Here is a 17,879-nt window from a genome sequence, read left to right on the forward strand (position 1 = left end):
ATTTGACAGATGAACTGCCTTTATAAAAACTTAATTTTGTCTAAGAAAGTTTAATGTTCGATTTAACGACAAATGAATTCTACCATAATGATATGACACACAGATAAAGGAAATGTTACAAAAATGTTTCAATCTAACACTCCCTTTATCTCAACGATAAATAACAGGACAATTAAAGACCGTTAAATCAACGTTTCTGAATAAATTACCGCGTTTTCTTTTCATTTTCATCATCAAAACTAAAATCAATTCATGTTATCTTTATCGAAAATAAAGCTAATTCGTCAGGGTTTAAAGCTTGATCACACTTTTTTTAATAAGAAAAACTATGAAAACAAGAAATCATTCAAAAAAAAGACCATTTATGTGACAAGATCCCTATTCCTTTCTATAATAAATAAAACAAGCGAGGAGGGAATCGCGATTCGTACACACAAAAAATGGTTTTGGCCATTGGCACTACTTACACTTTTTGTCACCTGTTTCCTGTTATTCTTTCAATTTCGTAAGGTGCATGAAGCCGATACTCCATTGCAACAGGCGAGCAACAGTGAGTTTTGGCTCTTAAGTGATATTCATTTTCTTTCCTCCACGCTCCATGATAACGGCGCAGCCTTTCAGACCTTCACAAAGGGAGCTGCTGGCAAAGAGATGACGTATCAAGAACAATCGATCGAGGCCTTCACCGCTCAAGCCTTAAAAGAGAAACCCACGGGAATTATTTTGACCGGTGATATGACGCTCAATGGCGAGAAAGCAAGTGCTCAAGAGTTGGCAAGATTGCTTGAACCATTGCAAGAAGCTGACATTATGGTTTTAGCATTACCTGGCAACCACGAGATTTACAATGGTTGGGCGCGAGCATTTAAAGGTGAAAAGGAATACTACGCAGATCAAATCAGTCCTGAGGATTTTCAAACGATTTTTGCTGAAGGTTACGAAAAAGCCAACAGTATCGACAAGTCTTCCCTTAGCTACAGCATTCAGTTAAACGACAAGTATCGTCTCTTTTTGCTCGATTCATGTATCTACGATTCTGAGGTTAATTGGGATGATCCTACTACGAATGGTGAGTTGAAACCGGCTACTCTAACTTGGTTGGAGGAGCAATTAACCCTGACGAAAGAAGCGGAGCAAGTACCACTGGTCTTTTTGCACCATAACTTGTTCAGTCATAATGAACTCTTACAAGACGGTTATGTTCTCGACAACGCCTCTGAGACTGTCGCTTTGTTGGAACGCTTCAACGTGCCAGCCGTTTTCTCTGGTCATATCCACATTCAAGACATTAACGAAGGGAATGATTCGCTTTATGAAGCAGTCACTGGGTCTTATTCAACGGCAGAATTAGGCTACGGTGTCCTTTCTCTTTCTGACAAGGAAATCAACTACGAAGCACGCCAGATTAATCTCGATGCTTGGGCGGCTGAAACGAAGCAAACAGATGAACAGTTGCTGAACTATCAAAACTACCAGAAAAGTATTTTTGAAAAAGACACCGACCAACTGGTCCGTGACCAATTGTCCGCAGTGTCTGAACTGTCAGATGCCCAGATGACAAAACTTTGCACGTTTGTCACGAGGCTGAACACTGCCCTTTTTACTGGCAATGATACTTACTCAGCCGAAGAAAAAGCTGCCATCAAAGACTCCGAGGAGTATCAGTGGTTAGCGACCTATTCTTACTTTTTGAAGCAATATGTCGATTCAATGCTGGACGATCAAACCGATGATCGCAAGCTGACGATCCCCCTCACAGCAGAATAAAGCCAAAAAGTGTCTTCTTCCTTTCTCTTAGGAAAAAGACACTTTTTCTTTTCTAATGAACGATAGCCCTCTCGTTTGGGTAAACGAGAAGGCTATCTGACGAGTCAATATTTATTCTTTGAAAGTGCAGCATACTATTACTACTATTATTTATTTCTCATTTAAACGATACAATCCCTAACCTCTATTGTATCCTTGTAACTCTGAAGTTACGCCAGGTTTGAATAAATTTCTTCAAAACAAGTAACGTGTGGTACAAAAATATTTGTCGCTTATCAATAACTATACCACGCAACTAGGCGCCGACGGAAGTAAACTAGCTTATTCTTAATCATTACTTAAACAAAAGGCTTTGTTTACATAGAGTGTTGCTCCTTTAAGAATTTTACGTGAAGCGATTAACCTTCCTGTCATGCATATCTGCTAACCATTCGTATAAAGGAATTCCTTTTATTCAATAGGCAAGTCGTGCTGTTTTAAGAAAGATAATTTATCCCAGTAGCCTCTTTGAAATAAAATTTTATCATTTATTATTTGAAAAAAACCGCAGCCTCTCAAACCTAAGGGGTCACGCCACTCTAAAATTGCCCATTGTCCATCTTCGAAAATGTTCTCAACGATACAAACCATTTTTGCGTTAGAAAAATCTTGCTCAAACATCTGCTTGATCGCTTCTTTCCCAATAACTGGCTCATTGGCAACCTGATGATTGATTGCATTGTCATCATATAATTCTGAAATACTTTCTACATCTGCCTGATTAAACGCATCAACCCATTGGCAAAGTATTTCTTTTGGCTTCATATAAATTCCCCCCTCGATAGGTAATCATCTTTGTTCCCAACTGCAATAAAAAAAGCAGCTAATTTGTATCAATATATTCTACTTTTACAATTCATTCAAGACAATATCGATGAAACGAATAAGAATGATCGATCTTTCACATCGATTACTCTTGTATAAGTACGTGGTATCTGAATCGTGGCATGTTCCGCTTACCTGTTTCTTTATTCCATTCACAAGAGTCATGCCATTTGAATCACTAGTAACCATTGCTTTTAATGGTAGCAACGCTACTAAACCTATTCAACCACTTTATTAATTTATTGAATACGGTATACAGCCCCTCTTTCTTTTTATACGCTTATCATCGAATGAGAAATCATGGGTAAGTAAACCGCGACGCTTAGGGCTAGTTGAATAGTGAAATCAAAGATGTACTATTTACCATGTTAGGTCCTCAAAGCCTGCAACTATTCTCATGTAGCAGATCATCAAAACCCGATCCATTTCAATAATTATGTAAATTAAAGCAAAAAAAAGCGAGAACCCAATGGATTCTCGCTTGTTAACGTCAATTAACCTTTAACGATGTTTGTTGCTTGTAAGCCACGTTGGCCTTCTTCAACGTCGAAAGTCACTGCTTGACCTTCTTCTAAAGTTTTGAAGCCGTCGCCTTGGATAGCTGAGAAGTGAGCAAATACATCATTGCCGTCTTCACCTGTAATAAATCCAAAACCTTTATCTGCATTAAACCATTTTACTGTACCGTTATTCATAAACGTATACCTCCATATTACACATCGACTGTGTTTATTTGTTTGTAATAGAAAATGATGTGTAATTGAAGTGTGTATCAATAGAAAAGATAAACAAGTATTAACATATCAGAACTTTACCTATTCATCATAGCATGGTTAAAATAAAATAGCAAATAAAGTTGGCTTTTTTTCTTGATAAAAAGGTAAATTGTTAAGAAACCTTATGATTAAGCCCAGCAATTGCTTTATCTGGAAGAATCAAAAATCAAAGAGTTGCGCCGTTTGAAGCAATTACTTTTTTGTACCAATCAAATGACGCTTTCTTGATGCGTTTCTTTGTGCCATTGCCTTCATCGTCTTGGTCGACATAGATAAAACCATAGCGTTTCGACATTTGTGAGGTTGAGGCACTAATGATATCGATGCAGCCCCATGCCGTATAGCCAAAGACCTCGACGCCATCATGCAACGCTTCATTGATTTGTTCAATATGCTGACGCAGATAGTCGATTCGATAAAAATCATCGATGGTGCTATCTTCGTTTACGACATCTTCTGCTCCCAAACCGTTTTCGGCAATAAACAAAGGTTTTTGGTAGCGGTCATAGAGTTGATTCAATGCTGTTCGCAACCCTTTGGGATCGATCTGCCAGCCCCATTTGCTGCTTGGCAAATAGGGATTTTTAATCCCACCAGTGATCAGATTCCCGACAGCACTTTCCAAGCGTTCTGGATGCGCGCTGACTGCGCTGGACATATAGTAACTAAAGGAAACAAAATCAACAGGGTTTTCTCGGATGATTTCTAAGTCTCCTGGTTCGATCACCAATTCCACTCCTTTTTCTTCAAACATGCGGTTGGCATATGCTGGATAATAGCCTCTTGCCTGCACATCACTGAAAAAGAGTGAGGTTCGTTGACTTTCGACTGTTTTTTGGACATCGTCCGGATCACAGCTGTACGGCGTTAATAATTGATAGCTGATCATACAGCCGACCTTGGCATCGGGAATCAATCGATGGCAATAGTCAGTCACGATTGCGCTGGCGACAAATTGATGGTGCGCCCCTTGGTACTTGTCTTGTTCAATATTAGGATGACCTTCTTCAATGATCCCGACACTAACATATGGATGGTGTTTGACACAGTTGATTTCATTAAAAGTTACCCAGTATTTGACTTTCTTTTGGTATCGCTCAATCACCGTCTTGGCAAAACGGACATAAAAGTCGATCACTTGCCGGTTTGGCCATCCTCCATACTCAGTCACTAAATACAAAGGCATCTCATAATGGGATAGTGATACCACTGGTTCGATCCCATACTTCAAACACTCATCAAAGACTGCGTCGTAAAATGCCAATCCAGCTTCGTTTGGCTCTACCTCATCCCCCTTTGGAAAGATCCGTGTCCAGGCAATTGACATCCGATAGGCTTTGAAGCCCATCTCAGCAAATAAACGAATGTCTTCTTTAAAGTGATGATAAAAATCGATTCCCTGTCTTTTCGGATAGTATTTCGTGCTGTTTGGATCCTGTGCTTCTGCAACTTGCTGATGAGTCATCATATGCCATTGGTCAGTCCATCGTTCTTTCGGCATTGAGGAATCGAATAGATAGACATCAGAAACCGACAATCCTTTTCCATCGATTCCAGAACCTCCTTCAACTTGGTTGGCAGCTGTTGCTCCTCCCCAGAGGAAATCTTTTGGAAAATAACTTTTCATTTTACTTGCCGCCTTTCAAAAATGATTCGTACGCCAACGCTTCCCCATTCGTGGCGATCACTTGCTGATAATACGCAAAACTAGCTTTTTTCTTGCGGGAAAGATCTCCGCTACCATCATTTTGCTTATCAACATAGATAAAGCCGTATCGTTTTTCCATCTCTCCTGTCCCCGCAGAAACGATATCGATCGGTCCCCACCATGTATAGCCTAGAATCGCTGCGCCATCTTTGATCGATTCCGCCATTGCTTCTACATGGTCTTTCAAATAGGCCATCCGTTCTTCATCGACGATCGATCCATCTTCATTGACAACATCCTTTAAACCAATTCCATTTTCAACGATAAATAATGGTTTTTGATAGCGATCAGTCAATTCGCTGCAAACATAGCGTAATGCCAGCGGATCGATCGGCCATCCCCAAGCAGTTTCTTTTAGGTAAGGATTCTTTTTCCCTAGTAATCCGCCAGTATTGCCTAAAATTTTCATGCCTGCTTCATGCAATGAGCTGCGGTAAAAACTAAAGCCTAAATAATCGCAGGTCCCCGCTTTAATGATCGCTAGATCTTCATCTGTAATGTCCAGCAACAGATGATTATCCTTCACGATGCGGTCGAAGTATTCCGGATATGCTCCTCGCAATTGCACATCACTATAGAACAAGGAACGACGGCGCAGTTGATACGATTCAAAAACATCTTGCGGGTTGCACGTTGCAGGGTAAATCGGACTCAGTGACAGCATACAGCCAATCTGATTGTTTTCATCTACTGCCTTCCCATTCAGAACTGCTTTGGCACTTGCAACAAACATATTATGACTTGCTTGATAAAGTGCCTGTAATTTTTCTTCTTCAGTCTCGAAAGAAAACACATCGATACCTGCTGCGAGTAACGGGATCGTATGGGTATGGTTGATTTCATTGAAAGTCATCCAATATTTCACTTTCCCTTTGTAGCGTGCAAAAACCACTTTTGTATACCGATCAAAAAAATCGATCAGTGCACGATTTTGCCAACCACCATATTTCGTCACCAAATGCAGTGGCGTCTCAAAATGAGCTAATGTAACAACTGGTTGGATCCCTTTTTCATTCAAGGCATCAAATAAATCATCATAAAATTGTAAACCTGCTTCATTGGGTTCCGTCTCATACCCATTCGGAAAAATGCGACTCCAAGCAATTGAGGTACGCAAACACTTCAAGCCCATTTCCGCAAACAGTTCAATGTCTTCTGGGTACCGATGATAAAAGTCGATGGCTTCATGGCTCGGATAAAAGTTATCCTCTTCAAGCTGCAGTGAAACTTGCTCAATACGTTTTTCACCAACTGGTAAAATATCTGCTACACTTAATCCTTTTCCTCCTTCCAAATAAGCTCCTTCGGCTTGATTTGCGGCGATCGCGCCGCCCCATAGGAAATTTTTTGGAAATACACTCATGAAATCGCTCCTTTTAATAAATCATTTGCTACCAAAGCGGTAACGTCTTTTTTCGCTTGATCCACAACTGTCAATGCATCTTCTTTGATCACACTGGTAAAGACCAGCATGGTTGTCGGATCATATCCTTTTTCAATAATTTTTGCTAAGTCAAAGGTGCCAATTTTTTGCCCCTTCACGACTTGATCCCCTTGTTTCACCGAAATCTCAAACACGCCTTTTGCTAAATCAACCGTGTCTAAGCCGATATGAACCAACACTTCCGTCCCAGCAGCTGATTGGATCCCAAAAGCATGTCCAGTTGGAAAAACTGTCACAACCGTACCAGTAAGTGGCGCATAAATATCGCCGGCTGATGGATAAACGGCTAATCCATCCCCCATTGCTCGAGAAGAAAATACTTCATCTTTGACATCATCAAGCGTGATCGCTTCACCAGCAACTGGTGTCATCACTTGCAGCCCTGCACCTTCTTCTAAAACAGGTTCTACCGTTTCTTCAAATCCTAATACATAGGTCAAAACAGCAGTACCGAAGAACGCAAAGGCAATGCCGATCAAATAGTACACAAAGGTGTCCCCAAAGAAAGCTGGCAATGTCGTCAATGCTGGGAAAACATAGACGATGGCCTTGGTTTGCATCATTCCCATAAACGCACCAGCAAGGGCACCAACGATGGTTTGAGCAATCAACGGCTTTTTAAATTTTACCGAAAGTCCATAGACGATTGGCTCTGTAATTCCTCCAAGCAATGCTGGAAGCAAAGAAGATAGCGCCAGACCTTTGGTTTCTTTTCTGCGAGAGCGTAAAAACACACCTAAAGCAACCCCAGCACTCGCAAATGTTGCTGCTGCGATCATCGGGCGCAGCGTATCATAGCCATATACCGCTAGGTTATTGACCATAATCGGTACAACTCCCCAATGGATCCCGATCATTACTAAGAATGTCCAACCGCCACCGATCAACAAGCCCGCCAACAGCCCGCTCTTGTCGCTGATAAAGTTCATGGCATTACCTAAACCGTCCCCAAGCATTACACCGACCGGTCCAATGATCAAAACGGTCAAAGGCACCATGATCAAAAGAGCTACTAGTGATAGAGCAAAAATCTCGATACTCTTAGGAATGATCCGTTTGAGTAGTCGTTCCAAGTACGAGTAGATATAGATCGAAACGATCGCTGGAATCACGGTACCCGAATACCCCATCAACACAGCTGGGATGCCAAAGAAATCGACCGTCACACCGTTTTCCGTCACCATTGCTGTAAAATTCGGCTCCAGCAACGCCCCAACGATTGCTAAAGCAATAAACATATTGACTTTGAAAATCCGCGCTGCACTGATCGCTAAAAATAAAGGCAAGAAATAAAAGACACTATTGCCAGCAGCAGCTAATATTTTATAGGTGCTTCCTTCCGCATCCATCAAATGATAGGTTGTAAAAACAACTAGCAAAGCTTTCAACATTCCTGCCCCTGCAAGAGCAACAATGATTGGATTAAAGATCGCAGACAATACATTGAAGAATCGGATAAATACATTGCCTTGTTTTTCTGTTGATTCTTCGGCATCCCCATCACTTTCCAAAGCATTTTGGATCGAATACTTACTCATGATCGTTTGAAAAACATCCGCTACATGATTACCGATCACGACTTGAAACTGGCCATTTCCTTCAATGACAGACAATACCCCATCAAGCTGCTGAATCTTATCCTTATTTTTTCGTGCCAACTCGACATCTTTCAACTTAAAACGCAATCTAGTGATGCAATGATACAGGCTAACGATATTTTGTTCCCCACCGACCTGTGCTATAATTTCACTAGCAAGTTTTGAATAATCTTTTGCCAAATGACTCACTCCCGTGTTTGATTTATAAAGCGCTTTATGGCGTTACTATAGCAGATTTTTTTCTCTCACCTGCGAAAGTTCGCAATTTGGAAACTGCTTACAAGAAAGGAAAGAAAATGGGCCTCTTAATCATTCGTTTATTGAATCTTTTAAATAATGCACCCACTGATTCCACCAACTACTATATCGGTTTGACCATGATCAACCATTATGATCAGATCCAAACTCTAAGCATTGGTGAATTCGCTGCTCTTTGCCATGTGTCAAAGTCAACCGTTTCAAAATTCGCTCGCACCTTGGGCTTTGATGATTATGGCGATCTAAAAGACAACGCTGCCTTCATCGAGAATCGCTTCAACAATCCCCTGAATTATCGTTCGAATATTTTGTCTGCCTTAGAGCAAGAGGGCGTAGACTCCTATTTTGACGCAGTTGTACAAGACATCGATTATCTGCGTCATCATCTTGATCTGCCAGCCATCGAACGGGTCGCAAAAGCCATTGTGACGCATAAAAATGTCTTTGCTTTTGGAATTTTATTCTCAGAATCGGCTGCTATTGATTTCCAGATCAAACTAGCATACAACGGCAAGTTCATTCGGACCTTCCAAGACGATCTTGTACAGGAAGAAATCATCAAGACCGCTGATGAAGAATCGCTGTTTATCATTTTTACCAACTCCGGTGACTACCTAACGAAACAGCAAATTCGAAATGGAACACCACGGAAAGATTTCTTCGATCGAACCAAAGCCAAAGTCATCGTGATCACCGCTAATCCACAGATCTCGGAACTGCCCTTTGTCCAAGAAGCAATCATCTTCCCTCACCAAACCCATTTTCAAACCCATGCTTTTATGTATCAGTTCATCATGGATTTGATCGTATCGAAGTTCAAGCAGTTGACGGATCGAAAGCGCATGTAGCACAAAAAACACACGCACAGCCGATATCGGAAAGAAGCCTCCGCTCACATGACTGGACGTGTGTTTGTTTTTTATAGGCAAAATCTGCTTATTTATTGTCCGTTTCGCTACCTCTCATACGGTTCGAAGCTAAAACAAATGGAGTATAGATCAAAAAGGCTAGCACCAAAATAACTACTTGAACCAAAATGGCCGCTAAACTTTGATAACCTACAAAAGCATTGACAAATAAGGGCAATCCAAACGGCACTTCCACACTAGCTGCTGGAATAATCTGGGTCACTGTAGCAATGTAAGCAACAACGGTAGCCATCAATTGCGAAAGGATAAATGGAATCGCAAAAATTGGATTCATAACGATCGGTAATCCATAGACTAACGGTTCATTTATACCGAAAATCCCTGGAATCAAAGCTAGTTTTGAAATGAGTTTTTGATCTTCCCTTTTTGAAAAAACCAGTAAAGAGAGAATCAAGGCAATCGTCACTCCAGCCCCACCCATTACCACATATACTCGAAAGAATGTCATGGTCAATGGATTTGTAGCAGCTTCTCCTGCTTGAACTTGCGCAATATTGTCTGCAAGACCTGCTAACGCCAATGGACTTAAGATAGGCATGATCACCATATTGCCATGCAGACCAAAGACCCAAAAAATGGCTGAAGCAAAAGCCAATAAAATGATTCCAACAGGACCGTTTTGCATCACTTTTTGCATCGGTACTTGCAATGTATTATAGATAATGTCACTTAAATAATTGCCCGTCCAATTGAAAATAACGGTACTAATAATTGAAAATACTAGAAGAACGAGTAGTACTGGTATCAAAGAATTAAAAGACCGAGCAATTCCGCTTGGTACACTTTCTGGCATTCGGATTTTCAATTTTTCTTTTTTCATTAACCAAGAAAAAAGTTCCACTGAAAGAATAGCAATTAGCATCGCTACAAACAAGCCTTGTGCATTGATACTTGTTGTTGCAATACCACTGGTTAAAATGTCCTCCATTCCTTCCACCACTGTTACGATCGTTTGTGGCACGATCGTCAAAAATGAAACGACTGCTACTAACGCACTATAGTTTTCATCCACACCATTTCTTTGCCCAATAATTTTCCCAATCAAAAAGGCAATGGCAATACTCATCGTCGACATAGTTGCATAATTAATTGCTGTAAAAGCTGGACCGATAGCGCTTAAAAAAGAAAAAGCTGCAAATTGCGCAAGACCGACTTCTTCAGAACAAAGAATGGTGTTAAATAAAGTTGCGAACGAGCCAACAATAATAAATGGCATATAAACGGTAAAGGCTGTTTTAATACTGTAAAGATATTTATTCTGATTGATCGCTTCGGCAGTGTGGCCGATTTTATTCGCAAAAGAATCAAAAAAAGACATGATTTCCCCTCCTACATATCAGCTAGATTTTTATTTTGTTCGATTATTTTTTTGTAATACGCAAAGCTGTCTTTCTTGCGACGCTCAAATGTTCCGTTTCCTTCATTATCAACATCTACGTGGATAAAACCGTATCTTTTATTCATTTCTCCTGTGCCTGCACTTACAATATCTATGATTCCCCACCACGTATAAGCAAGGATTTCACAGCCATCATGGATGGCTTCAGATAAGGCAAGCAAATGATCTCTTAAATAGTTTTGGCGTTCTTTATCAATAATCTTGCCATTAGCATCTATGTGATCTTCCATGCCGAGGCCATTTTCAGCAATCATTAATGGAATTTGATAGCGATCATACAATTCGTTACAAACATACCGCAATCCAAAAGGATCAATTTGCCAGCCCCAAGGCGAAGTTTCTAAATAGGGATTTTTTTTCCCTTGTGGACCGCCAGTTCCCGTCTTCATCTTTAAATCATGAGAGTAGACTGTCGTTAAGTAGTAACTGAATGCTAAATAGTCACTCGTATAGGATTGAATCGTTTCTAAATCGCCTTTTTCTATTTCAAGATTGATAGATAACTCTTCAAATAATCGTTTAGAATATGCTGGATAGGCACCTCGGATCATCACGTCTGAAAAAAACAAAGATTTTCTGCGAAACTCATAACTACCAAATATATCTTTCGGATTGGGTGTATCAGGGTACACACCACTAAGTGAAAGCATACAGCCCATTTTTGCTTTAGGATTTATCTTCTTCAATGATTTGTTTGCTAAAGAATGGGCAACGAACATATGATGAGCTGCTTGATATTGCGCTTGTGCAGGATTTTCGTCTTCCTCCGTTCTTAAAGCGCCCGCAAACCACGGAATTTTTACAATATTATTGATTTCATTAAAGCTCATCCAATAAGTGACCTTTTTACCATATTCTGAAAAAATCACCTCACAATAATTGAGAAAAAAAGAAATCAGTTGCCGATTTTTCCAGCCACCGTATTCTGTCGCCAAGAATAATGGTGTTTCATAATGAGAGATGGTCACGATTGGTTCGATCTTGGCAGCTATTAGTCCATCAATCAAGCGATGGTAAAAGTCTATTCCTTCTTGGTTCGCTTCTTTCTCATCGCCACGTGGAAAAAGTCGTGCCCAGTTGATTGAAAAACGAAAGCATTGTAGACCCATTTCTTTTAACAAAGCAATGTCTTCTTCAACATGATGATAAAAATCAATTGCCTTGTGGGAAGGATAATAGTGATCTTTTTTTAACTGAGGATCAATCGTCAGTAATCGTTCTTTCCCCACCGGTAAAATGTCGCAGATTCCCAATCCCTTGAGCCCCTCTTGGTAGGCTCCTTCCGCTTGGTTTGCTGCAATGGCTCCGCCAAATAAAAACTTGTCGGGAAATCCTTTGCTCATAACTATCACTCCTCTTTCTTGATAGCTAAAATTTATCATAGAAAAAGAAAAGCACAATTTTATAAAAAGGCTTACAATTTTTGATTTGAAAAGGTTTCACAATAAATCTGGTACCTTTTAAAGATAGAAATCCATCTATAAAAAGTACCAGAAAAATCAAAAATCATGAAGTTTATCTTGTTGATGTCGAAAATCGAAGGTTTCTTTATTAAATGGCAAACGGAAAGTCCCTTTATAATCTACAGCAATTCTTGAAGTTAACTCAACGATCAGTCCCTCAGTAGTAATCGTTCGGCTGGTGACTTTCATTGCAGCACTGTTTTTTTTAAGATGAAAGACTTGCGCATCTTGCTCCGAGAGATTTACAGCTTCAAAACTCGTCAAACTATGAGAGATATAATAACCAGCATCAATCAATAGTTTCTGAATCGAACCTTTCCCCATCTCTTCATCAAAATAAGGAAATACTTTTTTAGGAAAAATCGACTCTTGAATCTCCGTTACCTTTTGATCAAGAATGCGTAAACGCTTCAATTCCCAAACAGATCCAATCAATTGGGCATCAAAGATATTCGCTTCTCTTTTTGTCATTTCTCGTTCTTTTAATAAAAGGACTTTTGATTCTATTTGATTCGATTTTTTTTCAGTTACCGAGCTGTAGATCAAGCTTGGGTTTACTTTTGTCTTCTTGATTAGATAACCTTTTTTAGGGACAGCTTCCAAAACACCTATATCGATCAATTTTTTTAACGCTTTTCTAACAGTATTTCGCGATACTTCATATTTTTCCGCGAGATTTCTTTCTGAAAGAAATTTTTGGGAGGGTTTGCTTTTCTTTTGATAGATTTTGCTTAATAAATCCTCCACAATAAACTCAGCTTTACTCATTCTTTTTTCCTCCTCCCCTTTTCAGACTGTAGCTTCCTTCAAATTTTAGCATTAATCTTTGTCAATAAACCACCTACGATTTTTTTAACCTACAGAAATTTTCCTACCTCTCCCATCTGTGAATTTGAAATTTTTTTAATCCTAGGCTGCTATTTATTAAATTTCTCCTCATTTATGTTTTTTGTTTCACAAACTTCACCTCGGTATGGTATAATCATTTTGTTTTTAAGAAAACTATGGGAATACAAAGGAGAAGGAAACATGAAAAAAACTAAAATCACTTTAATCGCTGCATCATTGCTTATGGGAGGCACTCTTTTAGCTGCATGTAGTTCAGATAACGATACAGCTGCAAGCTCATCATCAACAGCAGCTTCAACTGCTGCATCAACTGAATCATCAGATGACGTTGTTTCAACTGCTTCTATCAGTGACCAAACTTCAGTGATCGAAAAAGCATTGAGCGCAGATGGTAACTGGATCGTTGCTGTAACTGGCGACATGACATTTGATAACGATGTAACCGTTGATGGCGAATTCCACGATAAAGGTGACGACTCTGCTGATATCTACCGTAAATTTGCATTGTACTCACAAGATGAAGACCGCAACGTAACAGCTGAATACACAGTAACTGTTCCTAAATTGATCGTTAACTCAGAAAACTTCAACATCGTTCACGGTGTAATCAAAGGTGACGTTGAAGTGAATGCTAATGGCTTTGTATTGAACGGTGCAAAAGTTGAAGGTAACGTAAAATTCACTTCAAAAGAATTCCAAGATTCAGCAACACTTGACGAAGATGGCGCTTCTGTAACAGGTGACGTAACAGTTAGCGAATAATCTTTCACTGGATTTCTGTGAAATAGATGAACAAAAAACGAGGTTGGCAAGTCGATCGTTGATCCCTTGCCAACTTTTTTTGTTTTTTTATAAACAATTGCATCCGCTCTCATTACTAACATTGTGTAAGTAAGAACAAAGCCCTAGAAAAAAAAACTGGCTTGCTTACGCAAAACCAGTTTCTTCTTTAGGCGCTTATTCTTCAATAACTGCCCACTTGTAGTCATATTGCGCACCAGCACCGTGTGATACGACCCCTTTTACTTTTGGTGCACGTAAATGAGCTTCAACGTTTTGGTACACAGGGATGACCCCTTGTTGATCCATAATGATTTTCTCTGCATCTAACAAGTCTTGCCAGCGAGCATCTGGATTGCCAGCGTTTGTCGTGGCAGACGATTTCACTGCTGCATCGTACTCCTCACTTGTCCAACGACCGCGGTTGTAGGAATTGTCGGTAACAAACAAATCAGTAAAGCTACTAGCATCCGCATAGTCAGCTCCCCAACCACCCATGACGACATCAAAGTCACCTGAGTTCGAACGATCTAAACGAACGGAGAAAGGAACAGGACTTAGGCTAACTTTCACCCCATCCAGCGTGTCTTGAATCGCACTTTGAATATACTCAATGGCCTTTTTGGTTGAATCTGTATCAGAAGCCAAAATTTCAAAGCTCAAGGAATCGATTCCTAACGCCTCTTTGGCTTTTTCCCAATGTTCTTTGGCCTTTTCTTGATCGTATTCAATGACACTTTCCGCTTCATCGACAAAATCAGTATTATCAGTTGGGTTAAAGGTCATTCCTTTTGGTATCAATCCTGTGGAAGCCAATGAACCGTCCCCTAAAATCGATGTCACTAATGCATCACGATCGATGGCATAAGAGATTGCTTTACGCAGATCCTCATTGCGGAATGGCGAATCTTCTTCTCGCTGATTCAACTCGATATAGGAAGTACGGGCTAATGGTTCTGAAACAAACGCTTCATCATTGGCCATCTGCTGCGCCAATTCTCCTGTTAAGATGACGTCGTCTGCTTGCCCATCTTGGAATAGATTCAAGGAAGTTGATGATTCTTTTACGACACTAACATTGATGGTATCAAGTTTCACCGTCTCTTTGTCCCAATATTGGTCATTCTTTTCATATGACCATTCTGTATCGGTTCCTGGCCCATCAAAGCCAGCTAACACAAAGGGTCCATTGTAAACGGCATTGTCGCTTGTTGAAGCATATTGATCGCCGTTGTCTTCTACAACTGCTTGGCTTTGTGGGAAGAAGGATGGAAACGCCAATAAGTATTGGAAGTATGGCGTAGGCGTCGTCAGCGTGATTTCTAATTCATAGTCACTGACTGCTTTAATCCCTAATTCTGAGGCATCTTTTTCACCTGCTGTTATCGCTTCGGCATTGGTTACGGGCGCAAATAAGTACGCATACTCAGAACCTGTTTCCGCACTTACAGTGCGTTGCCAGCCATAGACATAATCCGCTGCTGTTACTGGTTCTCCATTTGACCATTTAGCATCTTCTCGTAATTTCAATTTATAGGTCAGACCATCTTCACTGACTTCCGCTAATTTGGCGGCACCTGCTGGTTCGGGCTTACTATCAGCATCTAAGCGGTACAACCCTTCATACACATTATTTAAAGCACTGAAACTGATCGTATCGGTGGCTAAGGATAGATCGGCACTCGGCATTTCTTGTTGAACCACAACATTAAAAATTTGATCGGCAGCTGCTGTCCCACTACCACTTGAACTTTCACCTGTACTTGATGTCCCTCCTGTTGAACAACCTGCTAATACGATTCCACAAACAGCGACGACACCATATCCCCATTTTTTCTTCATCTTACCTACCCCTTATGAAAATCCAAAATTTTCAGAATTATTACAAAACTCTGAATGTAAATAAGATTTTAATAAATATTAATTATAAAAGCAAGCTATTTTTCTCATTTTATTATTATTTATTTTTTATGTTAACACTGCATGTTATTATTTATGACACAAAAACAAAAAACACAAAGCGAACAAGATCTCGCTTTGTGTTTTTTTATCTTTGGATAGAAACGTGGATTACTCCATTTTATAGCTTTGACGTGTCACTTTCCCCTCTCGTACCGTAGCGATAATAGTTGGCACAGCCCCAATCGCCGTAAAGAGATAGACCAGACCTAAGTTCCCGTAATACTGACTCGCTTCCAAATATCCTTCACGAATCAAATCAGGTAAAATACGAAAGGCATAGAAGACATCAACGTCCGTGTAATAATTCGCTACACTGATCGACCAGTCGATACGATTCCCGACATAGACCATGATGATCATGACGATAATACTACTAATAATACCTTTTGTGCTGAGTTTTCCACCTAATAATTCATACCCTTTGATGGCACAGATCGCCATCGCGATCCCAGACAATGCAGCAACATACCCCAGTTGTCCTAATAAAATAATTGCGCCGGCACCAATCAGTGAGCCAAGAAACGCACCCACGGTTCCAGCTAACCAATTTTCTTTTTTCTGCCCTTTTTCCCGTTCTTGCGCAAGGACTGCTTCTTGTTGTTTCTTAAAGCAAGCTTCACAGGCAATGACGGGAGCGCCGCCAATAGCGTACAGCGAAACCGGCTCAGTAACCGCGCCGCAGAAGGTACAAGCATTTTGGAAGCCTTTGGTCTTCAAAAAATTCGTCAACTGGTCCAACGCAGTACGCAACTTGTCCACAGTTTTCCCTGCAGTCATCGCTCCGCGTAAAGTATAGGCAACTTGATATCCTTGGATCACACAGTCGATGATCTCTTTTGACTCACTTAAAACTTCTTTGACTTCTTCTTGGTTGGGAAGTTCGCCATCTTTGCTAAGTGAAAAATGAGCCACTAGAGAATAACTATTGTTATTCTCTTGAACTAAAAAAAGTTTATAACTATGATACGTTCCATAAATCACCCCAGTGGAAGTATCAACGGAGAGCCCCAACGGCTCGGCAAATTTGGTCAATGTCTTCTCGATCTTCTTATTCATTTTTCTCCTTCTTTCCAACAAACACTTACCTTTTTAGGTATAGCTAAAAGTTTAAGGAGAGTAGAAATGAAAGTCAATCAATTTGTTCAAAAAACCTAGTTTTTTTATCTATTCTGTGACAAATCGCCGCAACGCATCAGCAACCCCATGGTCTTTATTGCTAGTCGTCACAAAATCAGCTTTTGCTTTGACCAATTCGGGCGCATTCTCCATCGCAACACCAATACCAGCTGAAGCAATCATTGGCAGGTCGTTAAAATTATCGCCGATCGCTAAGGTTTGCGCCAGCGGCACTTGAAAATAGGCCGCCAATTCATTTAGCGCCTTATCTTTTCCCACAGCTTGATGAGTGACTTCCAAATAATTCTCTTTGGATAAGTAAAAGGCGCTTTCTAAAAATCCAGCGTTCTGGCAGGCAGCATGAAGCGCTTGGATTTCTGCCGTTGTGCCGATCATAAGAAACTTATGAACCTCAAAAGCTTCTTGTGCCAACAGTTGTTCTAATGAAGTTTCTACAGGAGTCTCTTTGGTGATCGCCGCTTCTGCTCGTGCCCATTGGTCCACTCTTTCGCAATACCACTGATCACCAGAGTAGACATTGATAGAAACACCAGGAAAATCAGCTTTGATGCGCGCAACCAAAGTTTTTGCTTCTGCTTTTTTGACCTCATGACTGAAAATCGGTACCAGCGTGCCCTTTTGATCGTACCCTCCAATCAGGGCACCGTTGTAACAAGCCAAGGGCCAGTCTTCTATCCCTAATTCTTGAGCTATCGGTAGCATTCCTTTCGGGGAGCGAGCGGAAGCCAAAACAAAAGGAATCGCTTGCTGCTTCAATCGTTTGATTTCTTCAATCAAATCCAGATCGATTTGATGCTTATGATCCAAGATCGTCCCATCAATATCACTTAAAATAAACCCTATCTGCTTTTTTTCCAAATAAACCATCCTTTCCCATTCCCCATCCTTTTTACGAAAGCGGATTGAGCCATCGCTTTCGACCAAAACAAGCGCCGTTTCCATAAA

The 17,879-nt window shown here is 40.4% G+C and carries 14 protein-coding genes; 3 read left to right on the plus strand and 11 right to left on the minus strand.

The genetic code is table 11. The features are described 5' to 3' along the window. The first annotated feature begins 366 nt into the window (after positions 1-366). Positions 367-1,767: a metallophosphoesterase gene (locus tag Q1X33_RS02920; RefSeq protein WP_271811749.1), complete on the plus strand. Its 1,401-nt coding sequence runs from the start codon at positions 367-369 to the stop codon at positions 1,765-1,767. A gap of 450 nt (positions 1,768-2,217) precedes the next feature. On the opposite strand, the gene Q1X33_RS02925 is transcribed toward Q1X33_RS02920, so the two are convergent. The 5 genes from Q1X33_RS02925 to Q1X33_RS02945 all read right to left on the minus strand — a co-directional run bounded on the left by Q1X33_RS02925 (position 2,218) and on the right by Q1X33_RS02945 (position 8,346). After that, positions 2,218-2,571 carry a nuclear transport factor 2 family protein gene (locus Q1X33_RS02925; RefSeq protein WP_086293129.1) on the minus strand — a complete coding sequence of 118 codons (354 nt, stop codon included), beginning with the start codon at positions 2,569-2,571 and terminating at the stop codon, positions 2,218-2,220. Between the two features lie 554 nt (positions 2,572-3,125). Further along, positions 3,126-3,326, minus strand: coding sequence for a cold-shock protein (locus Q1X33_RS02930; RefSeq protein ID WP_005225331.1), 201 nt, complete (start codon positions 3,324-3,326; stop codon positions 3,126-3,128). A gap of 247 nt (positions 3,327-3,573) precedes the next feature. Beyond that, complete coding sequence (locus tag Q1X33_RS02935) at positions 3,574-5,034, minus strand: glycoside hydrolase family 1 protein (RefSeq protein WP_010747634.1); 1,461 nt, start codon at positions 5,032-5,034, stop codon at positions 3,574-3,576. Between the two features lies 1 nt (position 5,035). Next, entirely contained in the window at positions 5,036-6,478 is a 1,443-nt protein-coding gene (locus Q1X33_RS02940) for a glycoside hydrolase family 1 protein (RefSeq protein WP_218212898.1), read from the minus strand. Further along, positions 6,475-8,346 carry a beta-glucoside-specific PTS transporter subunit IIABC gene (locus tag Q1X33_RS02945; protein WP_218212899.1) on the minus strand — a complete coding sequence of 624 codons (1,872 nt, stop codon included), beginning with the start codon at positions 8,344-8,346 and terminating at the stop codon, positions 6,475-6,477. Before Q1X33_RS02945 ends, Q1X33_RS02940 begins: the two co-directional genes overlap by 4 nt. A 107-nt stretch (positions 8,347-8,453) precedes the next feature. On the opposite strand from Q1X33_RS02945, the gene Q1X33_RS02950 reads away from it, so the two are divergent. After that, the gene (locus tag Q1X33_RS02950) at positions 8,454-9,263 is read left to right on the plus strand and encodes a MurR/RpiR family transcriptional regulator (RefSeq protein WP_015509153.1); all 810 of its coding nucleotides are present in this window, start codon (positions 8,454-8,456) and stop codon (positions 9,261-9,263) included. 88 nt (positions 9,264-9,351) lie between these two features. Here Q1X33_RS02950 and Q1X33_RS02955 read toward each other — a convergent pair whose 3' ends face one another. The 3 genes from Q1X33_RS02955 to Q1X33_RS02965 form a co-directional block, all read right to left on the minus strand. Further along, complete coding sequence (locus tag Q1X33_RS02955; protein ID WP_218212900.1) at positions 9,352-10,662, minus strand: PTS sugar transporter subunit IIC; 1,311 nt, start codon at positions 10,660-10,662, stop codon at positions 9,352-9,354. An 11-nt stretch (positions 10,663-10,673) separates the two neighbouring features. Then, positions 10,674-12,086: a glycoside hydrolase family 1 protein gene (locus Q1X33_RS02960; RefSeq protein WP_218212901.1), complete on the minus strand. Its 1,413-nt coding sequence runs from the start codon at positions 12,084-12,086 to the stop codon at positions 10,674-10,676. 156 nt (positions 12,087-12,242) lie between these two features. Continuing rightward, complete coding sequence (locus tag Q1X33_RS02965; protein WP_301969538.1) at positions 12,243-12,974, minus strand: GntR family transcriptional regulator; 732 nt, start codon at positions 12,972-12,974, stop codon at positions 12,243-12,245. 261 nt (positions 12,975-13,235) lie between these two features. Here Q1X33_RS02965 and Q1X33_RS02970 point away from each other — a divergent pair, with 261 nt between their 5' ends. Continuing rightward, positions 13,236-13,817, plus strand: coding sequence for a polymer-forming cytoskeletal protein (locus Q1X33_RS02970; protein WP_301969539.1), 582 nt, complete (start codon positions 13,236-13,238; stop codon positions 13,815-13,817). Between the two features lie 195 nt (positions 13,818-14,012). On the opposite strand, the gene Q1X33_RS02975 is transcribed toward Q1X33_RS02970, so the two are convergent. The 3 genes from Q1X33_RS02975 to Q1X33_RS02985 all read right to left on the minus strand — a co-directional run bounded on the left by Q1X33_RS02975 (position 14,013) and on the right by Q1X33_RS02985 (position 17,801). Next, positions 14,013-15,677 carry a peptide ABC transporter substrate-binding protein gene (locus Q1X33_RS02975; RefSeq protein ID WP_218212902.1) on the minus strand — a complete coding sequence of 555 codons (1,665 nt, stop codon included), beginning with the start codon at positions 15,675-15,677 and terminating at the stop codon, positions 14,013-14,015. A gap of 228 nt (positions 15,678-15,905) precedes the next feature. Further along, the gene (locus Q1X33_RS02980; protein WP_060792887.1) at positions 15,906-16,853 is read right to left on the minus strand and encodes a hypothetical protein; all 948 of its coding nucleotides are present in this window, start codon (positions 16,851-16,853) and stop codon (positions 15,906-15,908) included. A 108-nt stretch (positions 16,854-16,961) separates the two neighbouring features. Next, positions 16,962-17,801: a Cof-type HAD-IIB family hydrolase gene (locus tag Q1X33_RS02985; RefSeq protein WP_218212947.1), complete on the minus strand. Its 840-nt coding sequence runs from the start codon at positions 17,799-17,801 to the stop codon at positions 16,962-16,964. Between the last annotated feature and the right edge of the window lie 78 nt (positions 17,802-17,879).

Source organism: Enterococcus sp. B2E4, assembly GCF_030499455.1.
GTDB lineage: Bacteria > Bacillota > Bacilli > Lactobacillales > Enterococcaceae > Enterococcus_D > Enterococcus_D casseliflavus.